This is a genomic window from Achromobacter marplatensis, from assembly GCF_002209535.1.
Taxonomy (GTDB): domain Bacteria; phylum Pseudomonadota; class Gammaproteobacteria; order Burkholderiales; family Burkholderiaceae_B; genus Achromobacter; species Achromobacter marplatensis.
This window is the reverse complement of record NZ_NJIG01000003.1, coordinates 512,484-538,519: the sequence shown is the minus strand read 5'-3', so window position 1 is coordinate 538,519 and position 26,036 is coordinate 512,484. Positions and strand designations below refer to the sequence as shown.

21 protein-coding genes are annotated in these 26,036 nt (G+C 67.1%); 8 read left to right on the top strand and 13 right to left on the bottom strand.

The genetic code is table 11. From position 1 onward, the window contains the following. Positions 1-14: 14 nt before the first annotated feature. The 5 genes from CEY09_RS09445 to lpdA all read left to right on the top strand — a co-directional run bounded on the left by CEY09_RS09445 (position 15) and on the right by lpdA (position 7,642). Positions 15-2,408, top strand: coding sequence for a TonB-dependent siderophore receptor (locus CEY09_RS09445; protein WP_088588425.1), 2,394 nt, complete (start codon positions 15-17; stop codon positions 2,406-2,408). Positions 2,409-2,612: 204 nt separating this feature from the next. After that, a complete protein-coding gene (locus CEY09_RS09440; protein WP_006227339.1) occupies positions 2,613-3,845 on the top strand; it encodes a 3-methyl-2-oxobutanoate dehydrogenase (2-methylpropanoyl-transferring) subunit alpha in 1,233 nt (410 codons plus the stop codon). Between the two features lie 2 nt (positions 3,846-3,847). Then, the gene (locus CEY09_RS09435; RefSeq protein WP_006227340.1) at positions 3,848-4,891 is read left to right on the top strand and encodes an alpha-ketoacid dehydrogenase subunit beta; all 1,044 of its coding nucleotides are present in this window, start codon (positions 3,848-3,850) and stop codon (positions 4,889-4,891) included. A gap of 1 nt (position 4,892) precedes the next feature. After that, a complete protein-coding gene (locus CEY09_RS09430) occupies positions 4,893-6,236 on the top strand; it encodes a dihydrolipoamide acetyltransferase family protein (RefSeq protein WP_088588424.1) in 1,344 nt (447 codons plus the stop codon). 2 nt (positions 6,237-6,238) lie between these two features. Continuing rightward, positions 6,239-7,642: a dihydrolipoyl dehydrogenase gene (gene lpdA / locus CEY09_RS09425; protein ID WP_006227342.1), complete on the top strand. Its 1,404-nt coding sequence runs from the start codon at positions 6,239-6,241 to the stop codon at positions 7,640-7,642. Positions 7,643-7,756: 114 nt separating this feature from the next. On the opposite strand, the gene CEY09_RS09420 is transcribed toward lpdA, so the two are convergent. Further along, positions 7,757-9,775, bottom strand: coding sequence for a PEP/pyruvate-binding domain-containing protein (locus CEY09_RS09420; RefSeq protein WP_088588423.1), 2,019 nt, complete (start codon positions 9,773-9,775; stop codon positions 7,757-7,759). A gap of 375 nt (positions 9,776-10,150) precedes the next feature. After that, entirely contained in the window at positions 10,151-11,566 is a 1,416-nt protein-coding gene (gene argH, locus CEY09_RS09415) for an argininosuccinate lyase (protein ID WP_088588422.1), read from the bottom strand. Positions 11,567-11,714: 148 nt separating this feature from the next. On the opposite strand from argH, the gene CEY09_RS09410 reads away from it, so the two are divergent. From CEY09_RS09410 to CEY09_RS09400, 3 genes are all read left to right on the top strand, one after another. Further along, positions 11,715-13,079, top strand: coding sequence for a mechanosensitive ion channel family protein (locus tag CEY09_RS09410; RefSeq protein WP_006227345.1), 1,365 nt, complete (start codon positions 11,715-11,717; stop codon positions 13,077-13,079). Between the two features lie 75 nt (positions 13,080-13,154). After that, a complete protein-coding gene (locus CEY09_RS09405) occupies positions 13,155-15,221 on the top strand; it encodes an NAD(+) synthase (RefSeq protein ID WP_088588421.1) in 2,067 nt (688 codons plus the stop codon). Positions 15,222-15,339: 118 nt separating this feature from the next. Further along, positions 15,340-15,678 carry a P-II family nitrogen regulator gene (locus CEY09_RS09400; protein ID WP_006227347.1) on the top strand — a complete coding sequence of 113 codons (339 nt, stop codon included), beginning with the start codon at positions 15,340-15,342 and terminating at the stop codon, positions 15,676-15,678. Between the two features lie 51 nt (positions 15,679-15,729). Here CEY09_RS09400 and CEY09_RS09395 read toward each other — a convergent pair whose 3' ends face one another. The 11 genes from CEY09_RS09395 to gspF form a co-directional block, all read right to left on the bottom strand. Continuing rightward, positions 15,730-16,257: a lipocalin family protein gene (locus tag CEY09_RS09395; RefSeq protein WP_088588420.1), complete on the bottom strand. Its 528-nt coding sequence runs from the start codon at positions 16,255-16,257 to the stop codon at positions 15,730-15,732. After that, positions 16,254-17,336, bottom strand: a complete 1,083-nt coding sequence (locus CEY09_RS09390; protein ID WP_088588419.1) for an SAM-dependent methyltransferase — start codon at positions 17,334-17,336, stop codon at positions 16,254-16,256. Before CEY09_RS09390 ends, CEY09_RS09395 begins: the two co-directional genes overlap by 4 nt. An 11-nt stretch (positions 17,337-17,347) precedes the next feature. Beyond that, complete coding sequence (locus CEY09_RS09385) at positions 17,348-18,115, bottom strand: DUF1295 domain-containing protein (protein WP_175216727.1); 768 nt, start codon at positions 18,113-18,115, stop codon at positions 17,348-17,350. Continuing rightward, on the bottom strand, positions 18,112-19,386 hold the full coding sequence (locus CEY09_RS09380; protein ID WP_088588418.1) for an SAM-dependent methyltransferase: 1,275 nt from the start codon (positions 19,384-19,386) through the stop codon (positions 18,112-18,114). Before CEY09_RS09380 ends, CEY09_RS09385 begins: the two co-directional genes overlap by 4 nt. After that, the gene (locus CEY09_RS09375) at positions 19,383-20,159 is read right to left on the bottom strand and encodes a DUF1365 domain-containing protein (RefSeq protein WP_208625056.1); all 777 of its coding nucleotides are present in this window, start codon (positions 20,157-20,159) and stop codon (positions 19,383-19,385) included. The genes CEY09_RS09380 and CEY09_RS09375 overlap by 4 nt, the downstream gene beginning before the upstream one ends. Then, positions 20,156-21,421: an NAD(P)/FAD-dependent oxidoreductase gene (locus tag CEY09_RS09370; RefSeq protein ID WP_088588417.1), complete on the bottom strand. Its 1,266-nt coding sequence runs from the start codon at positions 21,419-21,421 to the stop codon at positions 20,156-20,158. The genes CEY09_RS09375 and CEY09_RS09370 overlap by 4 nt, the downstream gene beginning before the upstream one ends. A 2-nt stretch (positions 21,422-21,423) precedes the next feature. Next, positions 21,424-22,356: an acyl-CoA desaturase gene (locus CEY09_RS09365; protein ID WP_088588416.1), complete on the bottom strand. Its 933-nt coding sequence runs from the start codon at positions 22,354-22,356 to the stop codon at positions 21,424-21,426. A 67-nt stretch (positions 22,357-22,423) separates the two neighbouring features. Next, positions 22,424-23,356 carry an alpha/beta hydrolase gene (locus CEY09_RS09360; protein ID WP_088588415.1) on the bottom strand — a complete coding sequence of 311 codons (933 nt, stop codon included), beginning with the start codon at positions 23,354-23,356 and terminating at the stop codon, positions 22,424-22,426. Positions 23,357-23,415: 59 nt separating this feature from the next. After that, positions 23,416-24,087, bottom strand: a complete 672-nt coding sequence (locus tag CEY09_RS09355; protein ID WP_006227356.1) for an anti-sigma factor — start codon at positions 24,085-24,087, stop codon at positions 23,416-23,418. Beyond that, the gene (locus tag CEY09_RS09350) at positions 24,084-24,629 is read right to left on the bottom strand and encodes an RNA polymerase sigma factor (protein ID WP_006227357.1); all 546 of its coding nucleotides are present in this window, start codon (positions 24,627-24,629) and stop codon (positions 24,084-24,086) included. The genes CEY09_RS09355 and CEY09_RS09350 overlap by 4 nt, the downstream gene beginning before the upstream one ends. Positions 24,630-24,785: 156 nt before the next feature. Continuing rightward, positions 24,786-25,991, bottom strand: a complete 1,206-nt coding sequence (gene gspF / locus CEY09_RS09345; RefSeq protein ID WP_006227358.1) for a type II secretion system inner membrane protein GspF — start codon at positions 25,989-25,991, stop codon at positions 24,786-24,788. Positions 25,992-26,036: the final 45 nt, after the last annotated feature.

Below are 26,036 nucleotides of genomic sequence, written 5' to 3'. Positions count from 1 at the left end.
TTGCAGGAGAATCCATGTTTCATCGTCGCCCGCTCCGGCCTTTAGCCGCCGCGCTGTTCATCGCCTTGGCCGTGCCCGCGGTCCATGCCCAAACCCAGCAGGGTGGTCCCGCCGCCGCCCGAGCCGTGCTGCGCTTCGATCTGCCCGCAGGCGCCCTGGGCGATACGCTGACCCGCATCGCACGCCAGAGCGGGCGCGCGGTGTCCGTCGATCCCGCCCTGGTGGCGGGGCGCACTGCGCCGGCCATCGCCGGGGATTTCACGGCCGAAGACGCGGCGCGGCGCGCGCTTGCCGGCAGCGGCCTGGAACTGGCCGTCACCGCCAATGGCACGCTGAGTGCGCGCCGTGCCTCTCAAGATGCGACGCTGCTTGAGCCGGTCCGCGTCACCGGTTCCATCGAATCGCCTACCGGGCATGTGGACGGCTACGTGGCGCAGCGCGCGCTGTCGGGCACCAAGACGGACACGCCGCTGATCGAAACGCCGCAATCCGTGTCGGTCGTCACCAGCGATCAGATCCGCGCGGTCAAGGCAGGGTCGGTGGCGGACGCGCTGGGCTACACGCCGGGCGTATCGGCGCAGTCTCCTGCCTTCAGCCGCATGGTGGATGACCTGATGCTGCGCGGTTTCAATGTGGCCGCGGGGAACTCCGGGCAATTGCGCGACGGCTTGAAACTGCAGTCCAGCGTCTACGACGGCGGGCAGGAACCGTATGGGCTGGAACGGGTGGAAGTGCTGCGCGGCGCGTCGTCGGTGCTGTATGGGCAACTGAGTCCGGGCGGTGTGGTCAACACCGTCAGCAAACGCCCCTCGGCCGACGCGCTGCGCGAGCTGAACCTGGATACCGGCAGCTATGGCCGCCGGCAGGTGTCGGGCGACTTCACCGGCGCCCTGTCAGAGGACGGCGCCTGGATGTATCGCCTGACGGGCCTTGCCCGCAACGCCGACAATTGGGTGGACCATGTGCCGGACGACCGGACCTATCTGGCGCCAGCCTTGACGTGGCAGCCCTCGGCGGCGACTTCGCTGACGCTGTTGGCCAGCTATCAGCGCATCCGCACGCGCTTTGCCGCGCCCATGCCGGCCGCCAATACCTTGAATGGCCAGATCCCCCGCGACCTCTTCATCGGTGAACCGGATTTCGACCGATACGACACCGATACCTACACCGTCGGCTACGCGTTCGAGCACGCGTTCAACGACCGGGTGAAGCTGCGCCAGAGCGCCCGGTACTTCACGGCGGACGGCACGTGGGACTATCTGAGTTTTGGCGGCTTGCAGGCCAACGGCCAGACCTTGCGGCGCGGCGTGGTCAGCCGCAGCGAACACTCGTATGGCGTCGCAACCGATACCTCGCTGGAACTGAAGCTGGACGGCGGCCCCCTGCAGCACACCGTGCTGGCGGGGCTGGACTACTACCGCAGCGGCTATGACTCGCATCGGCATTCCGGCACGGTGGCGGCGTTGGCGGACATCTACCACCCCGTGTACGGCGCGGTGCCGGTGCTGAACACCGCCGCCGACTACGGCATCAATACGCGTTCCGATTCGCTGGGCCTGTATCTGCAAGACCAGATCAAGATCCAGGACAAATGGGTGCTGGTGCTGGGCGGCCGCCAGGATTGGGCGGACACCGACCAGAAGAACTACGCCAACGGCGCCACGACACGCCTTCGCGACAGCGCCACGACCGGCCGCGTGGGCCTGGTGTACCTGGCCGACAACGGCCTGGCGCCTTACCTCAGCGCCAGCCAGTCGTTTGCGCCGACCATCGGCGTGGATCGCGCGGGCAACGCGTTCAAACCGACCAAAGGCACGCAGTACGAATTGGGCCTGCGCTACGAGCCGCCGGGCGGCAACATGCTGTACAGCGCGGCGGTCTATGACCTGACCCAGACCAATGCACTGACTAGCGATCCGGCCGACGCGACGTACTCCGTGCAGACCGGCCGGGCGCGGTCGCGCGGTCTGGAGCTGGAAGCCAAGGCGCGCCTGGGCGCCATGAACCTGACGGCCAGCTATGCCTACACCGACGCTCGCACCACGCGCAGCACAGTCCCCTCGCTGGTTGACCAGCGCATTGCGCTGGTGCCGCTGCACAGCGCCTCTGTCTGGGCCGACTACAACCTGACCGCCGCCGGCGTGCCCGGCCTGACCCTCGGCGCGGGGGTGCGTTATGCCAGCTCGACGAACCTTCCTGGCTATCCCGCGAACGTGCCCGGCCAGTTCCTGGTCGACGCCCTGGCCGCCTATGACTTCGGCGCGCTGGACCCGGCCATGTCCGGTTTGTCGTTGACGGTGAACGCGCGCAATCTGTTCAACCGCGGCTACCTGGCTTGCGCGGGTGCGACCGGGTGCCGCTACGGCGATCCGCGCACGCTATATGCCACCCTGAGCTACCGCTGGTAAACGCTGGAAAACCCCTAGTGGGATGCGGGCCCGCGTGAATGCTGGCTCGCCTCAACGACCCCGTCCCCTGTGCTAATCTCGTCGACGGCCACGCATATTTATCCCTATGCGCGGGCCGACGATGGCAGCGCTTGAGGTCACACGCCTTTGGCAATGTCTTGGTAGGAAGAAAACGCATGACACGATCAAGCGTGGAGACAATATATGAGCCAATATGGGCCGTTGAAGTTGCACGTCCCCGAGCCTACAGGGCGTCCGGGTTGCAAGACCGACTTTTCCTATCTGCATCTGTCGCCGCCCGGCGAGGTGCCCAAACCCCCCATTGATGTTGCCGCAGTTGATACCGGCGCCTTGGCGTACAGCCTGGTCCGGGTGATCGATGACGACGGCCGCGCGGTGGGCCCGTGGGCGCCCGAGATCAGCAACGATCAGCTGCGCGCCGGCATGCGGGCCATGCTGAAAACGCGCATCTTCGACGGGCGCATGCTGACCGCACAGCGCAAGAAGAAAATCTCGTTCTACATGCAGAGCCTGGGCGAGGAAGCGATCGGCTCCGCCCATGCGCTGGCGCTGGAGCAGGGCGACATGTGTTTCCCGACCTACCGCCAGCAAAGCATCCTGCTGTCGCGCGACGTTTCGCTGGTCACCATGATGTGCCAGCTGATGTCCAACGAACGCGACCCGCTCAAGGGGCGTCAGCTGCCGGTGATGTATTCCGACCGGCAAAACGGCTTCTTCACGATCTCCGGCAACCTCGCCACGCAGTTCATCCAGGCGGTGGGCTGGGCGATGGCATCCGCCATCAAGGGCGACACACGCATCGCGTCGGCCTGGATCGGTGACGGCGCGACGGCCGAGGCCGACTTCCACACCGCACTGACGTTCGCGCATGTGTACCGCGCGCCGGTCATCCTGAACGTGGTCAACAACCAGTGGGCCATTTCCACCTTCCAGGCGATTGCCGGCGGCGAAGGCGCGACCTTCGCGGGCCGCGGCGTGGGCTGCGGCATCGCGTCGCTGCGGGTGGACGGCAACGATTTCCTGGCGGTCTATTCCGCCTCGCGCTGGGCCGCCGAACGCGCCCGCCGCAACCTGGGCCCGACCCTGATCGAATGGGTGACGTACCGCGCCGGTCCGCACTCGACTTCCGATGACCCTTCCAAATACCGCCCGGGCGACGACTGGGCGCATTTCCCGCTGGGCGACCCGATCGAGCGCTTCAAGAAGCACCTGATCTCGCTGGGCATCTGGTCCGACGCCGAACACGAGGCCGTGCGTGCCGAGCTCGACGCCGAGATCGTTGCAGCCCAGAAGGAAGCGGAAAGCTACGGCACGCTGGTGGACGGACACGTCCCCAGTGCGGCCAGCATCTTTGAAGACGTCTACAAAGACATGCCGGAGCATCTGCGCCGGCAGCGCCAGCAGCTCGGAGTCTGATCATGGCAATTGATAACAACGCTGGTCCGGCCTCTGCGCCGATGACCATGATCCAGGCATTGCGCTCCGCGATGGATGTGATGCTGGAGCGCGACAACAACGTGGTGGTGTTCGGGCAGGACGTCGGATATTTCGGCGGCGTGTTCCGTTGCACCGAGGGCTTGCAGACCAAATACGGCAGCTCGCGCGTGTTCGACACGCCGATCTCGGAAGGCGGCATCGTGGGCGTGGCGGTGGGCATGGGCGCCTATGGCTTGCGGCCCGTGTGCGAGATCCAGTTCGCCGACTACTTCTATCCCGCCTCCGACCAGATCGTGTCGGAGGCCGCACGCCTGCGCTACCGCTCGGTGGGCGAGTTCATCGCCCCGATGACCATCCGCATGCCTTGCGGCGGCGGCATCTATGGCGGGCAGACACACAGCCAGAGCCCCGAAGCCATGTTCACGCAGGTCTGCGGGCTGCGCACGGTGATGCCGTCCAACCCCTATGACGCCAAGGGCTTGCTGATTGCTTCAATCGAGAACGATGATCCCGTGATTTTCCTGGAGCCCAAGCGGCTCTACAACGGCCCGTTCGACGGCCACCACGACCGTCCGGTGACGCCGTGGACCGGGCGTCCGGGCAGTGTGGTGCCCACCGGCTACTACACCGTGCCGTTGGACACCGCCGCCATCGTGCGGCCGGGCAAGGCGCTGACGGTGCTGACCTACGGCACCACGGTGTATGTGTCGCTGACCGCCGCGGAAGAGACCGGCATTGATGCCGAAGTCATCGATCTGCGCAGCCTGTGGCCACTGGATCTGGAAACCATTGTGAATTCGGTGAAGAAGACCGGCCGCTGCGTGGTGGTGCACGAAGCGACCCGCACCTGCGGGTATGGCGCGGAACTGATTTCGCTGGTGCAAGAACACTGCTTCCATCACCTGGAGGCGCCCGTCGAGCGCGTGACCGGTTGGGATACTCCCTACCCGCATGCGCAGGAGTGGGCGTACTTCCCCGGCCCGCGCCGGGTCGGCGAAGCGTTCAAACGCGCGATGGAGGTGTGAGATGGGGATCCATATCATCAAGATGCCCGACATCGGCGAAGGCATTGCCGAGGTCGAACTGGTGGGCTGGCACGTCAAGGTGGGCGACACCGTCGCCGAGGACCAGCCGCTGGCCGATGTGATGACCGACAAGGCCACGGTGGAAATCCCGTCGCCCGTGGTCGGCAAGGTGGTCGCGCTGGGTGGCGACGTAGGGCAGGTCATGGCCGTGGGCGGAGAACTGATCCGCCTGGAAGTCGAAGGCGAAGGCAATGTCCGCGCCGGTTCGGCGGCGCCGCAGAAAGCGGCGCCTGCCGCTGCCGATACCCCCGCGCTTGCCAAGCAGGACGGGGCCGCGAAGGCGGCTGCAGGGGGTATCGCCGGCCAGATCGCGGCATCTGTGTCGCAGCCGGCTAGTCCGGCGCCGGCCAAGCCGCAGGCCGCGTCGCGTCCGGCCGCCGCAGCGCCGGTCGTGGCGCGCACGGCGGGCGACAAGCCGCTGGCGTCGCCCGCCGTGCGCAAGCGCGCGTGGGACCTGGGTGTGGAGCTGCGCTACGTGCAGGGCAGCGGCCCGGCCGGCCGCGTCATGCACGAAGACTTGGACGCCTATCTGCATTCGCAAGGATCGGGCAGCGCCGCACGCGGCGGCTCGGCCTATGTGCAGCGCAATGACGAAGAAGCCGTGCCCGTCATCGGGCTGCGCAGGAAGATCGCGCAGAAGATGGCGGAGTCCAAGCGCCGCATTCCGCACTTCAGCTACGTCGAGGAAATCGACGTGACCGAGCTGGAGGACTTGCGTGTCCAGCTCAACCAAAAGTGGGGCGAGTCGCGCGGCAAGCTGACGTTGCTGCCGCTCTTGGCGCGGGCCATGGTCGTGGCGTTGCGGGACTTCCCGCAGATCAATGCGCGCTATGACGACGAAGGCGGCGTGGTGACGCGCTACGGCGCCGTGCACATCGGCATCGCCACGCAAAGCGACGGCGGGCTGATGGTGCCGGTGATGCGCCACGCCGAGGCGCGCGACCTCTGGTCCATGGCGGCCGAGATCGGCCGGTTGGCGCAGGCGGTGCGCAGCGGTACGGCCGGACGCGATGAGCTGTCGGGCTCGACCATCACCATCACCAGCCTGGGGCCCTTGGGCGGCATCGTCACGACGCCGGTGATCAACCATCCCGAGGTCGGCATCGTGGGAGTGAACCGCATCGTCGAACGGCCCGCTTTCCGCAATGGCGCCGTGGTGGCGCGCAAGCTGATGAACCTGTCGTCGTCGTTTGACCACCGCGTGGTGGACGGCATGGACGCGGCGCGATTCATCCAGGCGGTGCGCGCGCTGCTGGAACAACCCGCGCTGCTTTTCGTGGAGTAAGCATGAGCCAGATCACAAAGACAACGACCTTGCTGGTGATCGGCGGCGGCCCCGGCGGCTATGTGGCCGCCATCCGCGCCGGCCAATTGGGCGTGCCGACCATCCTGGTCGAAGGCGGCCAGTTGGGCGGCACCTGCCTGAACATCGGCTGCATTCCTTCCAAGGCGCTGATCCACGCGGCCGAGGAATTCGACAAGGCGCGCCACTACGCGGACAAGTCGCCGCTGGGCATTTCGGTACAGGCGCCGGCCATCGACATTGCGCAGACCGTGGCGTGGAAAGACGGCATCGTCGGCAAGCTGACGGGCGGCGTGGCCGCGCTGTTGAAGAAGAACGGCGTGGAAGTGGTGCAGGGCTGGGCGAGCCTGCTGGACGGCAAAACCGCCGAAGTGGCCACCGCTGACGGCGGCAGCCTGCGCATCCAGTGCGAACACCTGCTGCTGGCGGCCGGCTCCGAGCCGACGCCGCTCGTGTCCATGCCGTTCGGCGGCATCGTGGTGTCGTCCACCGAAGCGCTGTCGCCTGCCAGCATCCCCAAGCAATTGGTGGTGGTCGGCGGTGGCTACATCGGCCTGGAACTGGGCACCGTGTACCGCAAGCTGGGCGCAGAAGTCGCCGTGGTGGAAGCGCAGGACCGCATCCTGCCGACCTACGACGCGGAATTGACCAAGCCCGTGGCGAACGCGCTGGCGAAGATGGGCGTGGCGCTGCATGTGAACCGCAAGGTGCTGGGCTTGAACGCTGCGGGCGACGCGGTGCGCATTCAAGACGCATCCGGCGCCGAAACCCTGTTGCCGGCCGACCGGGTGTTGATCGCCGTGGGACGCCGTCCGCGCACGCAAGGCTGGGGGCTGGAAAGCCTGCAGCTGGACCGCAAGGGCAATGCGCTGCGCATCGACGACCAGTGCCGCACCTCCATGCGCGACGTCTGGGCCATTGGCGATATTGCCGGCGAACCTATGCTGGCGCACCGCGCCATGGCGCAGGGCGAGATGGTGGCCGAACTGGTGGCGGGCAAGCGCCGCCATTTCCAGCCGGCATCGATTCCTGCTGTGTGCTTCACCGATCCCGAGGTCGTGGTGGCGGGCCTGTCGCCCGCCGAGGCCGAAAGCGCGGGGCTGGATTGCCTGACGGCATCCTTCCCGTTTGCCGCCAATGGCCGTGCCATGACGCTGGAGTCCACCGACGGCTTCGTCCGTGTGGTGGCCCGCCGCGACAACCACCTGATCGTGGGCTGGCAGGCGGTGGGGCGCGGCGTGTCGGAACTGTCGACGGCGTTTGGCCAGTCGCTGGAAATGGGCGCCACGCTGGAAGACGTGGCGGGCACCATCCACGCGCATCCGACCTTGGGTGAAGCGGTGCAGGAAGCGGCGCTGAAGGCGCTGGGCCACGCACTGCATATCTGACGCCTGGCCTGCTTCGGGCCGTCTCGAAGCGCCGCGTTCCTGGTCTGCCCGGGCGCGGCGGGGTGAGGCAGGTATGCCGGGCATGAAACGCCCGGCATGCCGTCAGTGCAGTCCTTACTTGCTGCCGTCGATATAGGGCCGCGACTGCAGGATCAGGATCTTGTCGCCTTGCACGGCCCATTCGATGTCCTGGTCCACGTTGCCCAGCCGCACCTTGATCTGGTTGCCCACGGCAGCCAGCCTGGCGACCAGCGCGTCGTTCAGCACCTGGCGTGAGCCTTCGATCGGCACTTCGCGCACGCCGCCCGCGGCATCCGCTACCAGTTGCGTGTCTTCGGCCGACCGGCTCAGCACCTGCACCGCCTTGGACCAGCTGGAATACATCAGCTGTTCGGCCTGGCGCTTGCCTTCCACCACCTTGATGCCCAGGCCGCGCTTGGCCGAGATGTACGTGACGTAGCGGCGCGAGGCATCGAATGGATCACGCGTGATCATCACGCCCGAGCTGTCCGAGGCTGCGGCCTGTTGCACCAGCACGCCCATCACCACGCCATCCTGACCGATGCCGGCTGCGCGCCGGGCCTCGTAAGCTTCGAAGTTGTAGATGGATGCCCACACCGTCAGCACGGCTTTGGGCAGCGCATCGGCTTGCGTCACGTTGGGGACGGTGGTGTAGAGCCCCGCGCCGCTGAAACCCGGCAGGTCTTCGGAATTCGACGAGCTGCGCACGAAGACGCCGCGGCCGTGCAATTGCTGTTGCCAGCGTTCGCGCCATGCCGCCGCAAGCGCCGGGTCGGGCTGCGCCTGGATGATGTCCTGGCGCAGCGCGGCGAGCTCGCTGCGGCGAACGTTGGCGTCGCTGGCGAAGTCCGGCCGTTTCTCCAGCGCGGCGATGCGTTCGGGCACATGCAGCTGCTGCATGAATGCCGCGTATTGCGCGAAGGGAATGCAGAAACCGTCCGGCACGCTGGCCAGCGGCGCCAGGGCGGATTTCAGCGCGCCCAGGTTGGCGGCCTTTACGCCGCAATGGCGGCTGTCGCGGGTGGCCATGCCGGTCAATGGCTTGAGCGCTTTGACGGTCAGATCGGGCTTGGGCAGCGGCAGGCCGGCAGCCTTGGGAGGCGGCGTCGCGGGCGCGCCGGGTTTGGCCACGGGGCGCACCTGATAGCCATTGCTGGAGACATCCAGCTCCACCCATTGGCCGTCGTATTGGCGTAGCGCGGCCACGCCATCACGCACATAGGCGTTGGGGATGCGCCAGCCCTTGGCCAGCAGGTTCACGTGCGACAGCAGGGTGGAGGGCCGCTGCGTGACCAATCCCGCGACGGGCGGCAGCGCGACGGGCACTTCGTCCAGCACCAGAATATCGGTGGGCGCCAGATCGTGGGTGTCATCCACCGAGGCCACGATGCGCAAGCGGCCTTGGGCGTGCCCGGTGTTCAGTGGCAGGAAGGTCTGTTCGCGCAGCAGGGCCTCCTGGGTGACGAAGTCCAGGCCCGCGCGTTGCGCGGTCTGTTCGTGCATCGTGGAGTTGGCCTTGAAGCGCAGCGGCGCGTAGAAGGTCGCGCGCAGCCGCTCGCCGGTCAGGGCCAGCAGTTCGGGCGTCAGCCGGTCGCCTTCCCAGAATTCATAGGTGTAGCCCGGCAGATCGCGTTGCCAGCTCAGGGTGCCGAACAGCAGGCGGCGTTGCGGGTCCTTGTACTGGGCGATCAGCGTGGCCTTGTCCGTGCTGGGCAGCAGCCGGCGTTCGCGGGCGAAGGTCTCGTGCAGCGTATAGCGCGGCGTGTCGATGTAATAGATGCGGTCGGCGTGCTTGCGGTCGATCACGAACAGCACATGCGGGATCTCAAGCGGCGTGCCGGGGTTGTACACGCGGGCCAGCTGCTGGAATTCCGCCTGGGTACGGATTTGGCCCAGGAACGCGGGGCCGCCGCGCTTGGCGTCTTCGGCTTTGCGCGCTTCGATCTCGTCCGGCCGCAAGGGCCGGGCGTTTTCATAGGGGGAGGGCTTGCGGGCGGTTTGCGCCTGGGCGGCGGAACCGATGCCGACGGCAGCCAGGCCAAGTGCGGTAAGGGCGATCAGGCTGGGTCGGCGCAGCGGGTCAAGACAACGTGATGCAAGCGATAGGCGCATGAAAAGGCGGGCAGAACGCAGGGAGTTGCGATGATATCGGAGCACCTGCGCGGCGCCGTAGTTGGAGGTGTCCGGATGTATCCAGTCACTGCTTAACCGTCCTTCGGGCTTACAAATACCCAGTTTCAGTGATTCGCGGGCGGGCTCGATTGCCGTGTAATCCGGGTTCGGCTTTAAGTCGCGCCGGCGACGTGAGGACCCGACCGTCAAACACGCCCGACGGAACGGGTTCTTGTAGGGCCTTTGCGCAGGGACAGCAAATGCTGTCCCTGTTTTTTTGGCGGATTTTGCCGCCCGGCGCAGGCGTTGTGCCAGATGCAACAAGGCCCCCAAAAGGGGGCCTTGCTTTATTGCCCGCGTGGGCCGGAATCAGCCTTAGGCGGTTTCGTCCAGAATGCGCTTGGCTTCTTCAGCCACGCGCTCGGGCGCCGTGCCGCCAATGTGCTTGCGGGCGGCAACCGAGCCTTCCAGCGTCAGCACCTGGTGCACGTCGTCGCCGATCTGGGCGTGATAGGCCTTCAGTTCGTCGGTGGACAGGTCGGCCAGGTCGCAACCGCGCTGTTCGCAGTCGCGCACGGCGTGGGCCACCACTTCGTGGGCGTCGCGGAACGGCACGCCGCGCTTGACCAGGTAGTCGGCCAGGTCGGTAGCGGTGGCAAAACCCTGCAGGGCGGCGGCGCGCATGTTGTCTGCCTTCACCTTGATGCCGGCAGCCATGTCGGCAAAGATGGTCAGCGTGTCGCGCACGGTGTCCACGGTGTCGAACAGGCCTTCCTTGTCTTCCTGGTTGTCCTTGTTGTAGGCCAGGGGCTGGCCTTTCATCAGGGTCAAGAGGGCGACCAGGTTGCCGTTCACGCGACCGGTCTTGCCGCGGGCCAGCTCGGGCACGTCGGGGTTCTTCTTTTGCGGCATGATCGAGCTGCCGGTGCAGAAGCGGTCGGCCAGATCGATGAAGCCCACGCGCGGGCTCATCCAGAGCACCAGCTCTTCGGACAGGCGCGAGACGTGCGTCATGATGAGCGCGCCGGCGGCGCAGAATTCGATGGCGAAGTCGCGGTCGGACACGGCGTCCAGCGAGTTGCGGCACACGCCGTCAAAGCCCAGCGTCTTGGCGACGCGTTCGCGGTCGATGGGGAACGACGTGCCGGCCAGGGCGGCCGCGCCGAGCGGCAGGCGGTTCACGCGGCGGCGGCAGTCGGCCAGGCGCTCGGCGTCGCGGCCGAACATTTCAGCGTAGGCCAGCAGGTGATGGCCGAACGTGACGGGCTGGGCGACTTGCAGGTGGGTGAAGCCCGGCATGATGGTGCCGGCGTTGTCCAGAGCGACCGCAGCCAGCGCGTGGCGCAGCTGGCGCAGCAGGTCCTGCAGGTTGTCGATTTCGTCGCGCAGCCACAGGCGGATGTCGGTAGCGACCTGGTCGTTGCGGGAACGGCCGGTGTGCAGGCGCTTGCCCGCATCGCCCACCAGTTCCACCAGGCGCTTTTCGATGTTCAGGTGGACGTCTTCCAGATCCAGCAGCCATTGGAAGCTGCCAGCGTCGATTTCAGACAGGATCTGGGTCATGCCGCGCTGGATGTCGGCCAGGTCCTGGGCACCGATGATGCCCTGGGCGGCCAGCATGTCCGCATGCGCGAGCGAGCCCTGGATGTCGTGGCGCGCCAGGCGCTTGTCGAAATCCACGGACGCCGTATAGCGTTTGACGAGTTCGGAAACCGGTTCCGAGAACCGGGCGGACCAGGCCTGCGCCTTATTGGCGAACTGGTTTTGATCGGAGGAGGGAGTGTTTGCCATGATGGGCGGAATTATAGGGCCTGCCGCCGGCGCGGCGCACGCGGCAGGCTTGCGGGGCCGGGATCGGGCCGCGGCGGAACGTCCGCCGGGCGCGACTTGTTGGATAATCCCCCGTTAGTTTCAAGAACTTAGAACGAGAACACGAGATATGCCCCTGGAATGGGAAGAACTGGTTACCCAACTTGATACCCACATGCCGCGCGAGGCCTGGGCGCAGACGCTGGTCGGCATCGGCGTGCTGATCCTGACGGCGCTGTTCGTACAGTGGGTTGTCGCCAGGGTGGTGCTGTTGCTGGCGCATCGGGTGCTGGTGTTGAGCGGGCGGAAGGACTGGGACCAAGCCTTGCAGCGCCGACGCGCCTATCAGAACCTTTGGTACGCGGTGCCGTTCGCGGTGGTGTCGCTGGGCATCGGGCTGGTGCCGCACGTGGAAAAAGCAGTGACCATCGTGGGCCGGCTGGCGCACGCAGGCGCGTGGATCTGCGTATTCATCGCGTTCTCGGGGGTGTTGAGCGCCTGGCAAGACACCTATTCGGCCACGACGCGGGCGCAGACCCGGTCGATCAAGGGCTATATCCAGATCAGCAAGCTGATCCTGATGGCGGTATGCACCGTTTTGGTGCTTTCCATCCTGATTGACCGCTCGCCGCTGTGGATGATCTCGGGCCTGGGCGCGCTGTCGGCGGTGTTGCTGCTGGTGTTCAAGGACACGCTGCTGTCGCTGGTGGCCAGCACCCAGCTGACCAGCAACGACATGCTGCGCATCGGCGACTGGATCGAAATGCCGCAGTCCAACGCCGACGGCTTCGTCAAGGACATCGCCTTGCATACCGTCAAGGTGCAGAACTGGGACAACACCGTCACCACGGTGCCGACCTACAAGCTGTTCTCGGAAAGCTACCGCAACTATCGCCACATGTTCGAATCCGGCGGCCGGCGCATCAAGCGCACGCTGCGGATCGACGCCTCCACCGTGCGCTTTTTGACCGACGACGAAGCGCAACGGCTGATGCGTTTCCGTCTGCTGCACGACTATCTGCAAGCCAAGACCCAGGACATCGCGCAGACGAACCAGACGATGGGAGAGCTGGCCAGCGTGCCGGCCAACCGGCGGCGCCTGACCAACATCGGCACCTTTCGGGCCTACGGCCTGGCGTTCCTGAAGCAGAACAAGGAAGTCCGCCAGGACATGGCGATGATGGTCCGAATGATGGAACCCACCGCGGACGGCATCCCGGTCGAGGTCTATTGCTTTACGGCGGTGACGGCCTGGGTCGAGTACGAACGCATCCAGGGCGACATCTTCGACCATCTGCTGGCCATCCTGCCGGAACTGGGCCTGCGCCTGTACCAACAGCCGTCCGGCGCCGATATCGGCGCGATGGGCACCCATCTGCGCGAAGGCGCCATCCAGGCCGCCTTGGCGGCCGAGCGCGACCGGCAGGCGCTGGCCCCGCCCATGGACGGCATGGCGGCCGAGCGGGGCATGAGCGACGGCAAGATGCCCCGCTAGGCAGTGTGCCCCGGGGTAGCGTGAGATAATCCGGCGGTTGGAACTTAGTCTTCATTGACCCAGGCGATCACCCCGATGTCGAACCCGTTCTTCAACCTGTATTCCCACGGCTTCGCCCGGGTGGCGGTCGGCGTGCCCGAATGCCGGGTCGCCGACCCGGCGTTCAACGCCGCGCAGACCATCGAGCTGGCGCAGCAGGCCGCCCAGGGCGGCGCCGTGCTGGTGGCGTTTCCCGAATTGGGCCTGTCGGCCTATACCTGCGACGACCTTTTCCACCAGAAGGCCTTGCTGGACGAATGCGAGGCGGCGCTGGCCCAGGTGGTGCAAGCCACGGCCGAGCTGGATATCGCCGTCATCGTCGGTGCGCCGCTGCGCGTGTCGCACCAGCTGTTCAATTGCGCCGTGGTGGCCGCAGGCGGGCGCGTGCTGGGCGTGGTGCCCAAGAGCTACCTGCCCAACTACGGCGAATTCTACGAAGCCCGCCAATTCAGCGCCGCCGATTGCGCCGCCGCGACCGAGATCCGACTGCTGGGCGAAACGGTGCCGTTCGGTCCCGAGCTGCTGTTCCAGATGGAAAAGCTGCCGCTGTTCCAGTTCCACGTCGAAATCTGCGAAGACGTCTGGGTGCCCATCCCGCCGTCCTCGTTCGCGGCGCTGGCCGGGGCGACCGTGCTGGTGAACCTGTCTGCCTCGAACATCGTCGTGGGCAAGTCCGAATACCGCCATCAACTGGTGGGGCAGCAGTCGGCCCGCTGCCTGTCGGCCTATATGTACACGTCGGCGGGGCGCGGTGAGTCGTCCACCGACCTGGCCTGGGACGGCCAGGCGCTGATCTACGAAAACGGCGAGCTGCTGGGCGAGTCCGAGCGCTTCCTGAACCATTCCCACCTGCTGTTCTCGGACGTGGACCTGGACCGCCTGTCGCGCGAGCGCATGCGCCAGACCACCTTCGGCCAGTCGGTGCGCCGCCACCAGGACGAGGTGCGCAAGTTCCGCACCGTGGGGGTGCCCGTGAATCCGCCGCTGGACGATGCCGAACTGCCGCTTGAGCGGCGCGTGGCGCGCTTTCCCTATGTGCCGGCCGACCCGCAGCGCCGCGACGCCCGTTGCAAAGAGGTCTACAACATCCAGGTGCAGGCCTTGGTGCAGCGCCTGTCCGCCAGCAAGATGGCCAAGGTCGTCATCGGCATTTCCGGCGGGCTGGACTCCACCCACGCGCTGCTGGTCTGCGCCCAGGCCATGGATACGCTGGGCCTGCCGCGTTCGAACATCCTGGCCGTCACGATGCCGGGCTTTGCCACCAGCACCCGCACGTTGCAGCAGGCGCGCCGCTTGATGGCGGTGGTTGGCTGCACGGCGTCCGAGATCGACATCCGCCCCAGCTGCCTGCAGATGTTGAAGGACCTGGGCCATCCCTATGCAGAAGGCAAGCCGGTCTACGACATCACGTTCGAAAACGTGCAGGCGGGCGAGCGCACCAATCACCTGTTCCGGATCGCGAACTTCAGCGGCGCCATCGTCATCGGCACGGGCGACCTGAGCGAGCTTGCACTAGGCTGGTGCACGTATGGCGTGGGCGACCACATGTCGCACTACAGCGTCAACGCCAGCGTGCCCAAGACGCTGATCACGCACCTGGTGCGCTGGGTGGCCGAATCCGGCCGTCTGGGCAAGGAGGGCGCCGAGGTGTTGCTGGACGTGCTGGGCACGGACGTCAGCCCCGAATTGGTGCCAGGCGGCGCCGACGACAAGCCGGTTCAGAAAAGCGAAGACGCCATCGGCCCGTACGAGCTGCAGGATTTCAACCTGTACTACACGCTGCGCTATGGTTTTGCGCCGACCAAGGTCGCCTTCCTGGCGCTGGCGGCCTGGCGCGACCGCGAGGCCGGTGCGTGGCCGGATGCCGGCCATGTGGCGCGCAACCAGTACGATCTGGCCGCCATCAAGCGCAACCTGAAGATCTTCCTGGACCGGTTCTTCCGCACGAGCCAGTTCAAACGCACCTGCGTGCCGAACGCGCCGAAGGTCGGGTCGGGCGGTTCGCTGTCGCCGCGGGGCGATTGGCGCGCACCCAGCGACTCTGAATCGGTGGTTTGGATGCGCGACGCCGAACGCATTCCGGACGCCGCGCCCGACGCCTGATACGGGTTCTCCCGCTACTGCGCTGCGATGCCGGTGGTATTCTCTTATTCATTGCGCCTTGCCTGCCGCGACGGCATGGCAAGGCGCCGCAACAGATCAAAAACCCAGGACGACCAACGTGAAACAAGTCACCGCCATCATCAAACCCTTCAAGCTCGACGAAGTCCGCGAAGCGCTGGCCGAAGTCGGCGTTAGCGGCTTGACCGTGACCGAGGTCAAGGGTTTCGGCCGTCAGAAAGGCCATACCGAGCTCTATCGCGGTGCGGAATACGTGGTGGACTTTCTGCCCAAGATCCGCGTTGAAGTCGTGCTGCCCGACGACCAGGTCGACGCCGCCATTGAAGCCGTGGTCAAGGCCGCGCGCACCGGCAAGATCGGCGACGGCAAGATCTTCGTCAGCCCGGTCGAACAAGCCATCCGCATTCGCACCGGCGAAAGCGACGAAGAGGCCCTGTGAGCCTCTCCTGTCTTCCCTTGCGGTGAGCGGCGGCGGTTCCTCCGCCCGCGCTCACCCGCAACGCTGCGGCACCTTGCGCAGGTTTTCCGTATATCCCAGTGCCGCCACGCGCTCCGCCAGCTTGGCATAGGCCGCGTCGCTCAGGCACGGCACGCGCGCCATGATCCACACGTAGTCGCGCTTGGACCTGCCAATAATGGTGGTCTGGTAGGCGTCATCCAGATAGGCGATGACGTATTCCGCTTCGATCGGCCAGAAAAACTGCATGCCCCAGACGGCGTTGCCCGTGTCGGGCCGCACCGTCGCCACGGGATGCATCGTGTCCTCCTTCGCGTCGAAGCTGCCTTTGCGGTAGCGGAAGTCGGTCTGGATCCTGCCGTCCGGCAATAGCCGGTAGCTTTCCACGGCGTCATAGGCATGGCGCTCGGGCCAGCTGGGAATATGCGCGATCACATACCAATCGCCCATGAAGCGGGGCAGGTCCACGTGCTCGACCGGCGGCATGGGCGCGGGCGCGGCGCACCCCGTCAACACGCCGACCACGCCGGCACACAGCGCGCGCAACAGGGCGGGCCTCATGATGGTCGCGTGAACCGGTAGTGGCCCACTCCCCATTGTTGTCCGTCGTCATAGCCGAAGAGTTCCGCGCAAGCCATCCAGAACATGCGCCAGCGCTGGTTCCACAGGCCGGCGTGCGGCCCATAGGCCTGAGTCAGCACCGTCCTGGCCTGCTCGCGGCGTGCGTCCTGGTTGGCCAGCCAGTGGTTGGCCGTGCGCGCGTAGTGCGTGCCGTTGAGAAACCATTTCGCTTCCAGCTGCAGATCCCGCTGGAAGTGCAGCAGCGTATCGGCCGCCGGCATGATACCGCCCGTGAAGAAATGCCTGCCCATCCAGTTGCCGGCGCCGCCGGTTTCGAACGGATAAGCCCGTTCGCGGTGGGCGAAGATGTGCACGAACAGTTTGCCGCCGGGACGCAGCCATCGGCCGATGCGCGCCATCAGGTCCTGGTAGTTGCGCATGTGTTCGAACATCTCGACCGATACGCAACGGTCGTAGGCGCTGGTGGGCAGCGACAGCACGTTCACGTCGCAGGTGATGACCTGCACATGCCGCCAGCCGCGTTCGCGGCAGCGTGCCTCGATGTGCTGGCGTTGGGTTGCGGAGTTCGAGACTGCGGTGATGCGGGCGTTGGGAAAGTGTTCGGCCATCCACAGCGTCAGCGAGCCCCAGCCGCAGCCCAGTTCCAGGATGTCCTGGCCGTCGGCCAGTTCCGCGCGTTCGGCATACAGGCTCAGCATGGCCGCCTCGGCCGCATCCAGCGTCTCGGCGCCCGTCGGGTAATAGCAGCTGGAATACTTCATGCGCGCGCCCAGGCAAAGCTGGAAGAACGCGGTGGGCAGTTCGTAGTGCTGCGCGTTGGCGGCGTCGGGATGGATCGCGACCGCGCTGGCGCGCAAGCTGGCGATCAGTTGCTGATCGCGCGCCGTCCAGGCGTCGATGCCGCCGGCGTATTCCTCGGCCAGGCGCTCGGCGCACAGGCGGCGTATTCCCAGGCGCAGCAGCGCGTCGGGCACCAGGCCGCGTTCGGCCAGGCCAAGCAGGCCGGGGGCGGGGCGGTCAACGGCGAGGGGAGTGTCGTGCAGGGTCGCGGTCGTCATGGCGTGCCTCGTCAGGATTTGGGAAACCACGGAAAGAAAGCCGATGTGCGGCGCTGGTACTCGCGGTAGTCGTCGCCGCGTGTGCGCAAGGCCTGCTGCTCGGTAAAGGGGATGCCGCTGATCCAACGCAGGAACACATACATCAGCACGGGCCCCAGCCAGGACAGCCAGGCCAGGGGCGAACCCCAGGCCAGCGCCACGTAGCCGAACCAATGGCACCATTCGAAGAAATAGTTGGGATGCCGCGAGTAGCGCCACAGGCCATCGCGGCAGGTCTGGCCGCGATGCGCCGGGTCATCGCGAAAGCGATCCAGTTGGCGATCGGCGACCCCCTCGCCGGTCAATGCCGCCAGCCAGACGGCAAGGCCCAGCGAGACGGGCAGGCCCTGCGCCGGGCTGGCGCCAACCGCCAGAAAAGGCAGGCTGAACAGCATCACCAGACCGGCCTGGAACATGAACAGGCCGAAGAATTTGCCTTGATGGCCGTGCCAGCGCTCGCGCAGCGCGCGGTATCGGCCGTCTTCTTCCTGGCGCACGCGCCGCCACACATGCGAGGCCAGGCGCAGGGACCACACGCCGGCCATCACGGCCAGACAGGCCCGGGGCACCCAGGCCCCTTGCCCGGTGGCCGCGATCAGCAACGCGCTGCCGCCCATGCCCAACGCCCAGACCACGTCGACAATGCCCGCATTGGCATGGCGACGTTGCCAATGCCAGGCCAGCGCCATGGCGGCGACCATGAAGACCGCCATGGTCAGCCATTGTTGCAAGGGGCTCATGCCGCCTCCGGTACCCAGCGTTCACCCGTGCTGCGGGCGCCGGGATGTGTCAGCAGCAGGTGCGAGACGCCGATCGAACGTTCGAGAAAGCCCCCCTCGCAGTACGCCAGATAGAACTCCCACAGGCGGCAGAAGCGGGCGTCGAAACCTTGCGCCTTGACCTCGGCCAGGTGCGCCAGGAAGCGCTCGCGCCACGCCTGCAGGGTGCGGGCATACGACTGGCCGAAATCTTCCAGGTGCACAAGGGCCAGGTCGCAGGCGCGGGTTTTGGCGCGCAGCATGGCCTCGATGGAGGGGATGAAGCTGCCGGGAAAGATATGGCGCTTGATGAAGTCCACCGAGCCCAGCGCCTGCCGGTAGCGGTGGTCTTCGATGGTGATGGCCTGGATCAGCGCGCGGCCTTGCGGGTTGAGCAGGCTGGCGACCTTGCGGAAGTAGGTCTCCAGATACTGGGCGCCGATGGCCTCGATCATTTCGATGGAGACCACCTTGTCGTACTGGCCTTGCAGGTCCCGGTAGTCCTGCAGCACGACGCTGACGCGGTCCGCCAGGCCGGCGGCGCCGACGCGCGCGGCGGCCAGGTCATGCTGCTCGCGCGAGATGGTGGCGGTGGTGACGTGGCAGCCGTAGTGGCGCGCGGCATGGATGGCGAAGCCGCCCCAGCCGCTGCCGATTTCTACCACGCGGTCGCCTGGCCGCAACGCCAGCTTGCGGCAGATGGTGTCCAGTTTGCGCCGTGACGCGTCTTCCAGCGTGTCGTTCGCGTCCGCCCACAACGCTGACGAATACATCAGGTCCGGGGACAGGAATAGCGAGAAGAAATCATTGCCCAGGTCGTAGTGGGCGGCGATGTTGCGGCGGCTGCCCTCAGGGGTATTGCGGTTGCCGGCATGCCAGCGCTTGAGCGCCCACCCGGCCAGCCGCGCCAGCCCGGATTCCATGCCGTCCAGCGTATCGCGGTTGCGCACCAGCAGGCGCACCAGGCCGACCAGATCGTCGCAGGTCCACATGCAGTCACCGTACGCCTCGCCGGCCCCGACACTGCCTTGCGTGGCGACGAGCCGGTAGAAGCCCATGTCCCTGACGGTCAGGCGCACGAGCGCCGCGCCGTCGCCCAGCGTCTCGCTGCCCAGGCTGTCTTCGATTGCCAGCCGGCCGCCGGTCAACTGCGAGAGGCCCGCAATCAGGCGCTTGCGCAGCAGGCGGTCCAGCGCGCTGACGGGGCGGCTTGCCGAGACGGCGGCGAGTTCGGATGGCGTCATGGCTTTCATTGCGGTTCTCCGTTGGGTGTGCGGGGATGGTCGTGGATGGGGTTGCGCTTGAGCCAGAGGCGCAGGGCTTGCCAATGGATGCCGCCAATCACTTGCAGCGTCATCAGGGGAAAGCGCCACAGCAGGCGCGCCAGCGCCGCGCCGTCCAGCTCGCGGCGCTGCAGGGTCAGGTGGGCGTCGAATTGCGCCTGGTCTTGCCGGCTGACGCGCATGTGAACCCGAAGATCCTCGCCCGGCGGGCTGAAGCGCCAGTCATACGCGCAATCCATCGGCATGAAGGGCGACACATGAAAGCGTTTGTCGAAGCGCCAGATCAGGGATTCGTCCTGCCGTTCGGCGGTATCGGCCGGCAGCACGATGCAGTGGCGCTGCTTCCAGGGGGTGTTGGTGATTTCGGCCAGAATGGCGGCCAGGGTCACGCCGTCGGCTTCGTAGCAGTAGTAGAAGCTGACCGGGTTGAAGACATAACCTGCATAGCGCGGATGCGCCAGCAGCCGGATCGGCCCGTCGGGCGCATCACGCATCGTGGCGCGCAGGCGCGCGCGGACCGCCTGCGCCAGCGGCAGGCCCGAGGCGCCGTCCAGATAATCGCTGCGCCGCCATTCGGCCAGGTTGCGCCGATTGGCCGACCACAGCCAGCGGTGCTGGAAGACCTGATCGATTTCGTCCAGATCCAGATACAGCTGCGCCATGCGGTAGCTGAAGCCGTGCGGGTGCGGCACGTGGCGCCTGTGCGTCACGCGGCCTTCATAGAGGGCGCTTTGGGGAATCATGCCGCCGCCCGAGACAATGGCGCGGCCCGCGACTGGATGCCGCGCACCACGTCCAGCGCGCTGGCCACGCCGTCTTCATGAAACCCCCAGCCCCAGTACGCGCCCGCATACCAGGTGTGGCGATGGCCGGAGACCTCCGCGCGGCGCGCTTGCGCGGCGACCGACGCCAAGGTGTAGACCGGGTGGTGGTAGCGCATGCGGGCCAGCACATGCGCGGGGTCGATGGCCTCGCTGCGATTGAGCGTCACGATGAAGGGCAGGCGTGAGGACATGCCCTGCAGCAGGTTCATGCAGTAGCTGACGGAACAGGGCGCGGACGGATCCGCCGGTACGTAGGCGTTCCAGGCGGCCCAGGCCTTGCGTCGATGGGGCAGGAGGCGGGCGTCGGTGTGCAGCACCACGTCGTTGTCCTGGTAGGGAATCGCGCCCAGCACCTGGCATTCGGCAGGCGTCGGGTCCCCCAGCAGCTTGATGGCCTGATCGCTGTGGCAGGCGAAGACCACTTCGTCGTAATGCGGCTGGCCGTCGGGCGAGCTGACCACCACGCCTGTCGCCTGGCGCATGACCTTGTGCACCGGGCAGTTCAGGCGCTCAAGCACGTTCCACCGTTCGCGCATGGCACGGATATAGGTGCTGGATCCGCCTTGCACGACGCGCCATTCGGGTCGTTCGCTGACCTGCAGCATCTGGTGGTTGGCCATGAACCGCACCAGATAGCGCGCGGGAAAATCCAGGATGCTCGCCGCGGGCGACGACCACAGCGCAGACGCCATGGGAATCAGGTGATCGGTCCGGAATGCGCTGCCATAGCGGTGCAGGGCAAGGTAGTCGCCCAGCGTCGGGCCGGGATCTTCGGTGGCCAGCAGCGCGGGCGACTCGCGGTAAAAGCGCAGCAGGTCGCGCACCATGCCCAGAAAGCGCGGTGACACCATATTGCGGCGCTGGCAGAACAGGGTGTCGAGCGAGGTCGCGTTGTACTCCAGCCCGCTCGCCTGCTTGTGCACCGAGAAGCTCATGGTGGTGGGTTGCGACGGGACGCCAAGCTCGTCCAGCAAGGCCGTGAAATGCGGATAGTTGACCGGGTTGTGCACGATGAAGCCGCTGTCCACGGCATAGCGCCGGCCATCCTGCTCCACCGAATGGGTATGGGTATGGCCGCCCAGATAGTCGTTGGCCTCGTACAGCGTCACGTCATGGTCGCGGCCCAGTTTCCAGGCGCAGACCAGACCCGCGATGCCGGAACCGATGATGGCGATGCGCATGGTCATTTCTTGGCGCGCGCCAGCACCCAGGCCGGCACGGGTTTCAAGTCCCAGATCAGGCCGGCGGCCGCCAGCAGGCGCAGGCCATACCAGGTGATGTCGATCTCCTGGGCGCGGAAACCCTGGCGGGCCGAGCCGGGATAGAAATGGTGGTTGTTGTGCCAGCCTTCGCCAAAGGTCAGTAGCGCCAGCCAGGCGTTGTTGCGGCTGTCGTCCAAGGTGTCGTAGCGGCGTTTGCCGTAGCGGTGCGCCAGCGAATTGATGGTGACCGTGGCATGGAACAGCACGACGGTCGAGATGAAAAAGCCCCACACCAGCATCTGCGGGCCGCTGGTGCCCAGCCCGGGCGCCAGGCGTTCCAGCACCGCGCCCAGCGCATAGCAGGCGAGCGCCAACGCGACGGGCACGGCGGCATCGAAGCGGTCCAGCCACAGCAGTTCGGGGTAGCGGCGCAGGTCGGGAACGCGCGCCATGTCGGTGGCGAAGGCGCGCGGCGTCAGGAACCAGCCCATGTGGCTCCACCAGAAGCCATGGCGGGCGGGCGAATGCAGATCCTGTTCATCGTCGGCGTGGCGGTGGTGGTGGCGGTGGTGGGCCGCCCACCACAAGGGACCGCGCTGGGCGCACGAGGCGCCCAGCACCGCAAAGGCCAGTTGCACGCCGCGCGAGGTGCGGAAGGTGCGGTGCGAGAAATAGCGGTGATAGAAACCGGTCAAGGCGAACATGCGCACGGCGTACAACGCCGCCGCGACGGCCAGGGCCACCGGCGAGACGCCTGTCCATAGGGCGCCCAGGCAACCCGCGTGCAGCAGGGCGAAGGGCAGCGCCCGCGCCCAGTCGATGCGGCCAGGGTCGCCCTCAGGCGCACCGTCGGCCTGGGTGTCTACCCAACGGCGTATCGAGGCGGTCCAACCAGTGAATTCGGGGCGCATCATCGTGTCCTGTTCGAGACGTGCAGGGATATACGGGTGCGGACGCGCATCGGATGCACTGGTGGAAACCCTAGTCGCAGCCGTCGGTCTGCGGCAGGGTCGATAGATGCGGGGCGGGGGACGCGGCGACGAATGCGCTCAGGTCGTCCAGTACCGGCGCGCGCCAGCGCAGCGGCCGCGCCAATGCGCCGACCAGCAGCTTGTGGCCCAGCCCGGGGTATTCGACCAGGCGCGCGCAGGCGCCGGCTGTGCGCAACGCCCGCGCCAGGCTGGCGCTGTTGCGCTGCGGGTCGACCGTGGTGTCCGCCGCGCCAGTCAGCAGCAGGCCCGGGGGCGCTGCGGCGCTGACGTGGTGGACGGGCTGTGAATCCGCCGGCGTATCGGGAAACTGGAACACCGGCCGGACGTCGCGTGCGACGATGGGCAGGAAGTCGTAGGGGCCTGCCAGCCCGATCCAGCCGGCCAGCGTGCCGGGGGCGGTGCCGGCGCCTCGCAGCCAGCGCGGGTCCAGCGCCAGCATGGCGGCGATATAGCCGCCCGCGCTGTGCCCGGCCACGAAGACCCGGCCAGGGTCGCCGCCGTAGCCGGCGATGTGCTGCTGCGTCCAGGCCACGACCTGGGCGGCGTCTTGCAGGAAGGTTGGGTAGCGGGCTTCCGGGTAAAGGCGGTAGTCGGCGATGACGGCGACGATGCCGCGCGAGGCCAGCGCATCACCCGCGAACCGGTAGTCGGCCCGGTCGCCGCTGCGCCAGCTGCCGCCATAGAAGAACACCACCACCGGCGCCCGGTCCGCGTCCGGCGGGGCATAGATGTCCAGGCGCTGGCGCGGCAACGGACCGTAGGCGACGTCGGGTGTAGCCCGGCTGGCGGCGTCGGGCACGGCGCCGTTCAGCAGCGTCAGGGGGGAGCAGGCGGCCAGCAAGACCAGCACGGCGAGCGCCAGGCTCGCGACCAGCAGGATGTCGAGCAGGCCGCGGGGGGCGGCGCCTGTCCAGGAAGGCATGGGGTGCTCCGCAATGGGGACACCCCTCTATACGGGCCGGGGCCCGCGCTGGATGCAGGTCAGATCTTCAGGACGTCGCCGCTCATGATGACCGGGCCCGTGGGCGCGCCGGTGGGCGAACCGCCCGGCGGCTCAAGCGTGATGGCCAGTTGCTGGATGCCATCCAGGCCCTGGGCGCGCCGCAGTGCGGTCTGGCCCTCGGGCGACACCAGGCCGACCGATTGCGGCGCCTGGCCGGGAGGAATGACCCACAGTTCCAAGGCCTTGTCGCCGGCGCGTGTGGCCAGGTTCTGCAGCGCGTGGATGTGCAGGCCGCCGGCTTCGTCGGCGCGCACCACCAGCATGGCTTGCGCTTCGGGGCTTTGCAGCACGGCCATCAGTTGCGCCCGGGCGGCGCGGTCGACCTGCGTGGGATAGACGATGACGCCGGCCACCAGCAGGGCGGCCAGCGCGCCGCTGGCGACGCGCCAGAAGGCCAGGCCCCGCCACCACGGGGCGGCCCCGGGCCGCAAGCCGGATTCGATGGCGCGCCAGACGCGCCGGGGCGGCGTCTTGGGCGGCAGCGACCAGAGCAGGGGATAGATGTCGCCCTCCCACTCGCGCACTTGCCGTCGCAGGTTGGCGTCGGCGGCCATCAGCCCCTCGAAGCGGCGGCGCGCGCCGCCGCGCATGGCGCCGGCGACATAGTCGGCCGCCAGCCGGGCGCGTAATTGCGGATCGCGGTAGTTCATGACAGGCACCTCTTGAGCCGTTCCATGCCGCGGCGCACCCAGCTTTTGATGGTGCCCAGCGGCGTCTGCAGACGGCTGGCGATCTCGCTGTGGCTCAGGTCATCGAAGAAAGACAGCGCGATGGCCGCGCGCTGCTGACCCTCGAGTTGCTTCAGGCAGTCGGCCAGGCGCCGGGCATCCTGATCGGTCTGCAGGCGTTCGAACGGGCCCGGCGCGTCGTCCGCCCATGCCAGCGTCAATTCGCCGTCGGCGTCGGGGCGCTCCAGGTCCGGCCTGCGCAGCAGGTCGATACAGCGGTTGCGCACGATGCGCGTCATCCAGGTCATGACTTGGCTCTGCTCGGAAGAATAGCGGGCGGCGTTGCGCCAGATATTGATGAAGCTGTCCTGGAGGACCTCCTCCGCCCAGTCGCTTCGTCGCAATATACGTACGGCAAGCGCAAACAGATGCGGGGACGTCTGGCGATAGAGTTCGGCCAGCGCGGATTCCTGGCCGCGCGCGCAATCCTGTATCAGGGCCTGCAGACGAATCGGGTCGGGCATGGCGAATATCCGGGGTCACATGGCGTGCGGTCGCGGAAGGCGACGGGGTCGAGGCAGCGGCAAAACGAACGGCCAGGCCATTGCGCAATATTACAGAAACGCGCGGCCTTGTCCTGCTGCGCGGCCTCTGCCCCCCGGGGGAAGGGGGAACGCCCGTCAGCGGATAAGCTGATTCATTTCCAGGATCGGCATCATCACCGCCAGCACGATCAGCAGTACGAATCCGCCCATCAGCAGGATCAACGCCGGCTCCAGCAAGGCCGTCATCGCCATTGCGCGCCGTTCCAGGTCGCGCGACAGGTTTTGCGCGCCGCGGTCCAGCAGTTCGGGCAGGCGGCCCGTCTTCTCGCCGCTGGCGATCAGATGCACCAGCAGAGAGGGGAAGACTTTCTGCGCGCCCAGCGACGCGGACAGCGCCGCGCCTTCGCGTACGCGCTCCGACGCCTCGTCCACGGCCTGGCGCAGCACATCGTTGCCAAGCGTGCGGCGGGCGGCTTCCAAGGCGGTCAACAGCGCCACGCCGCTGCCGCACAGGATCGCCAGCGTGGACGCGAAGCGCGCCGCATTCACGCCCAGCACGAAGCGCCCTGCCAGTGGCAGCCGCAGCACGCGCGCGTGCCAGGCCCGCCGCGCCGCCGGCGCCCGCAAGGTATAGCGCCACAACGCAATCAGCAGCACCAGCGCAACGCCCGTCACCATGCCCCATTCGCGGACATAGTCGGACAGGGCCAGCATCACGCGGGTCAGCATCGGCAACTGCTGCTTGGCGTGGTTGAAAGCGGACACCACTTGCGGCACCACGTAGCCCAGCAGGAAGATGACGATGATGACCGATACGCTGGCCACCACCGCCGGGTAGATGAACGCCGTCATCACTTTGCTGCGCAGCGTGTTGCGTTCTTCGATGTAGTCCGCCAGCTTTTCCATCACCTGCGCCAGGTCGCCGGATTCTTCGCCCGCGCCGATCAGCGCGCGGTAGATCTCGGGAAAGTCGCGCGGGCGCGCAGCCAAGGCGGTGGACAGGCGATGGCCGGCGCGCACGTCGTCGCGCACGCTGCCCAGGGTGGCGGCGATGTGCTTCTTTTCGGCTTGCTCCAGCGTGGCGGACAGTGCGGCGTCCAACGGCAGGCGCGCGGCCAGCAGGCTGGCCAGCTGGCGCGTCAACCAGGCCAGGTCGGCGTCCGACAAGCGGGTGCGCAAGCTGGCGCCCAACCCCTCCGCCCGTGCCGCCAATGCGGTGGACAACGGCAACAGTCCGCGGCCGCGCAACTGGTTGCGGGCACCGCGCTCGGAGTCGGCATCGATCGTGCCGCGCACGATTTTGCCAAGCGCGTCGGTCGCTTCGTAACGGAAGGAAGGCATGGTTGAGGCAAGGGGGCGCACGCAAATGCGAAACGTGAAAAAGCC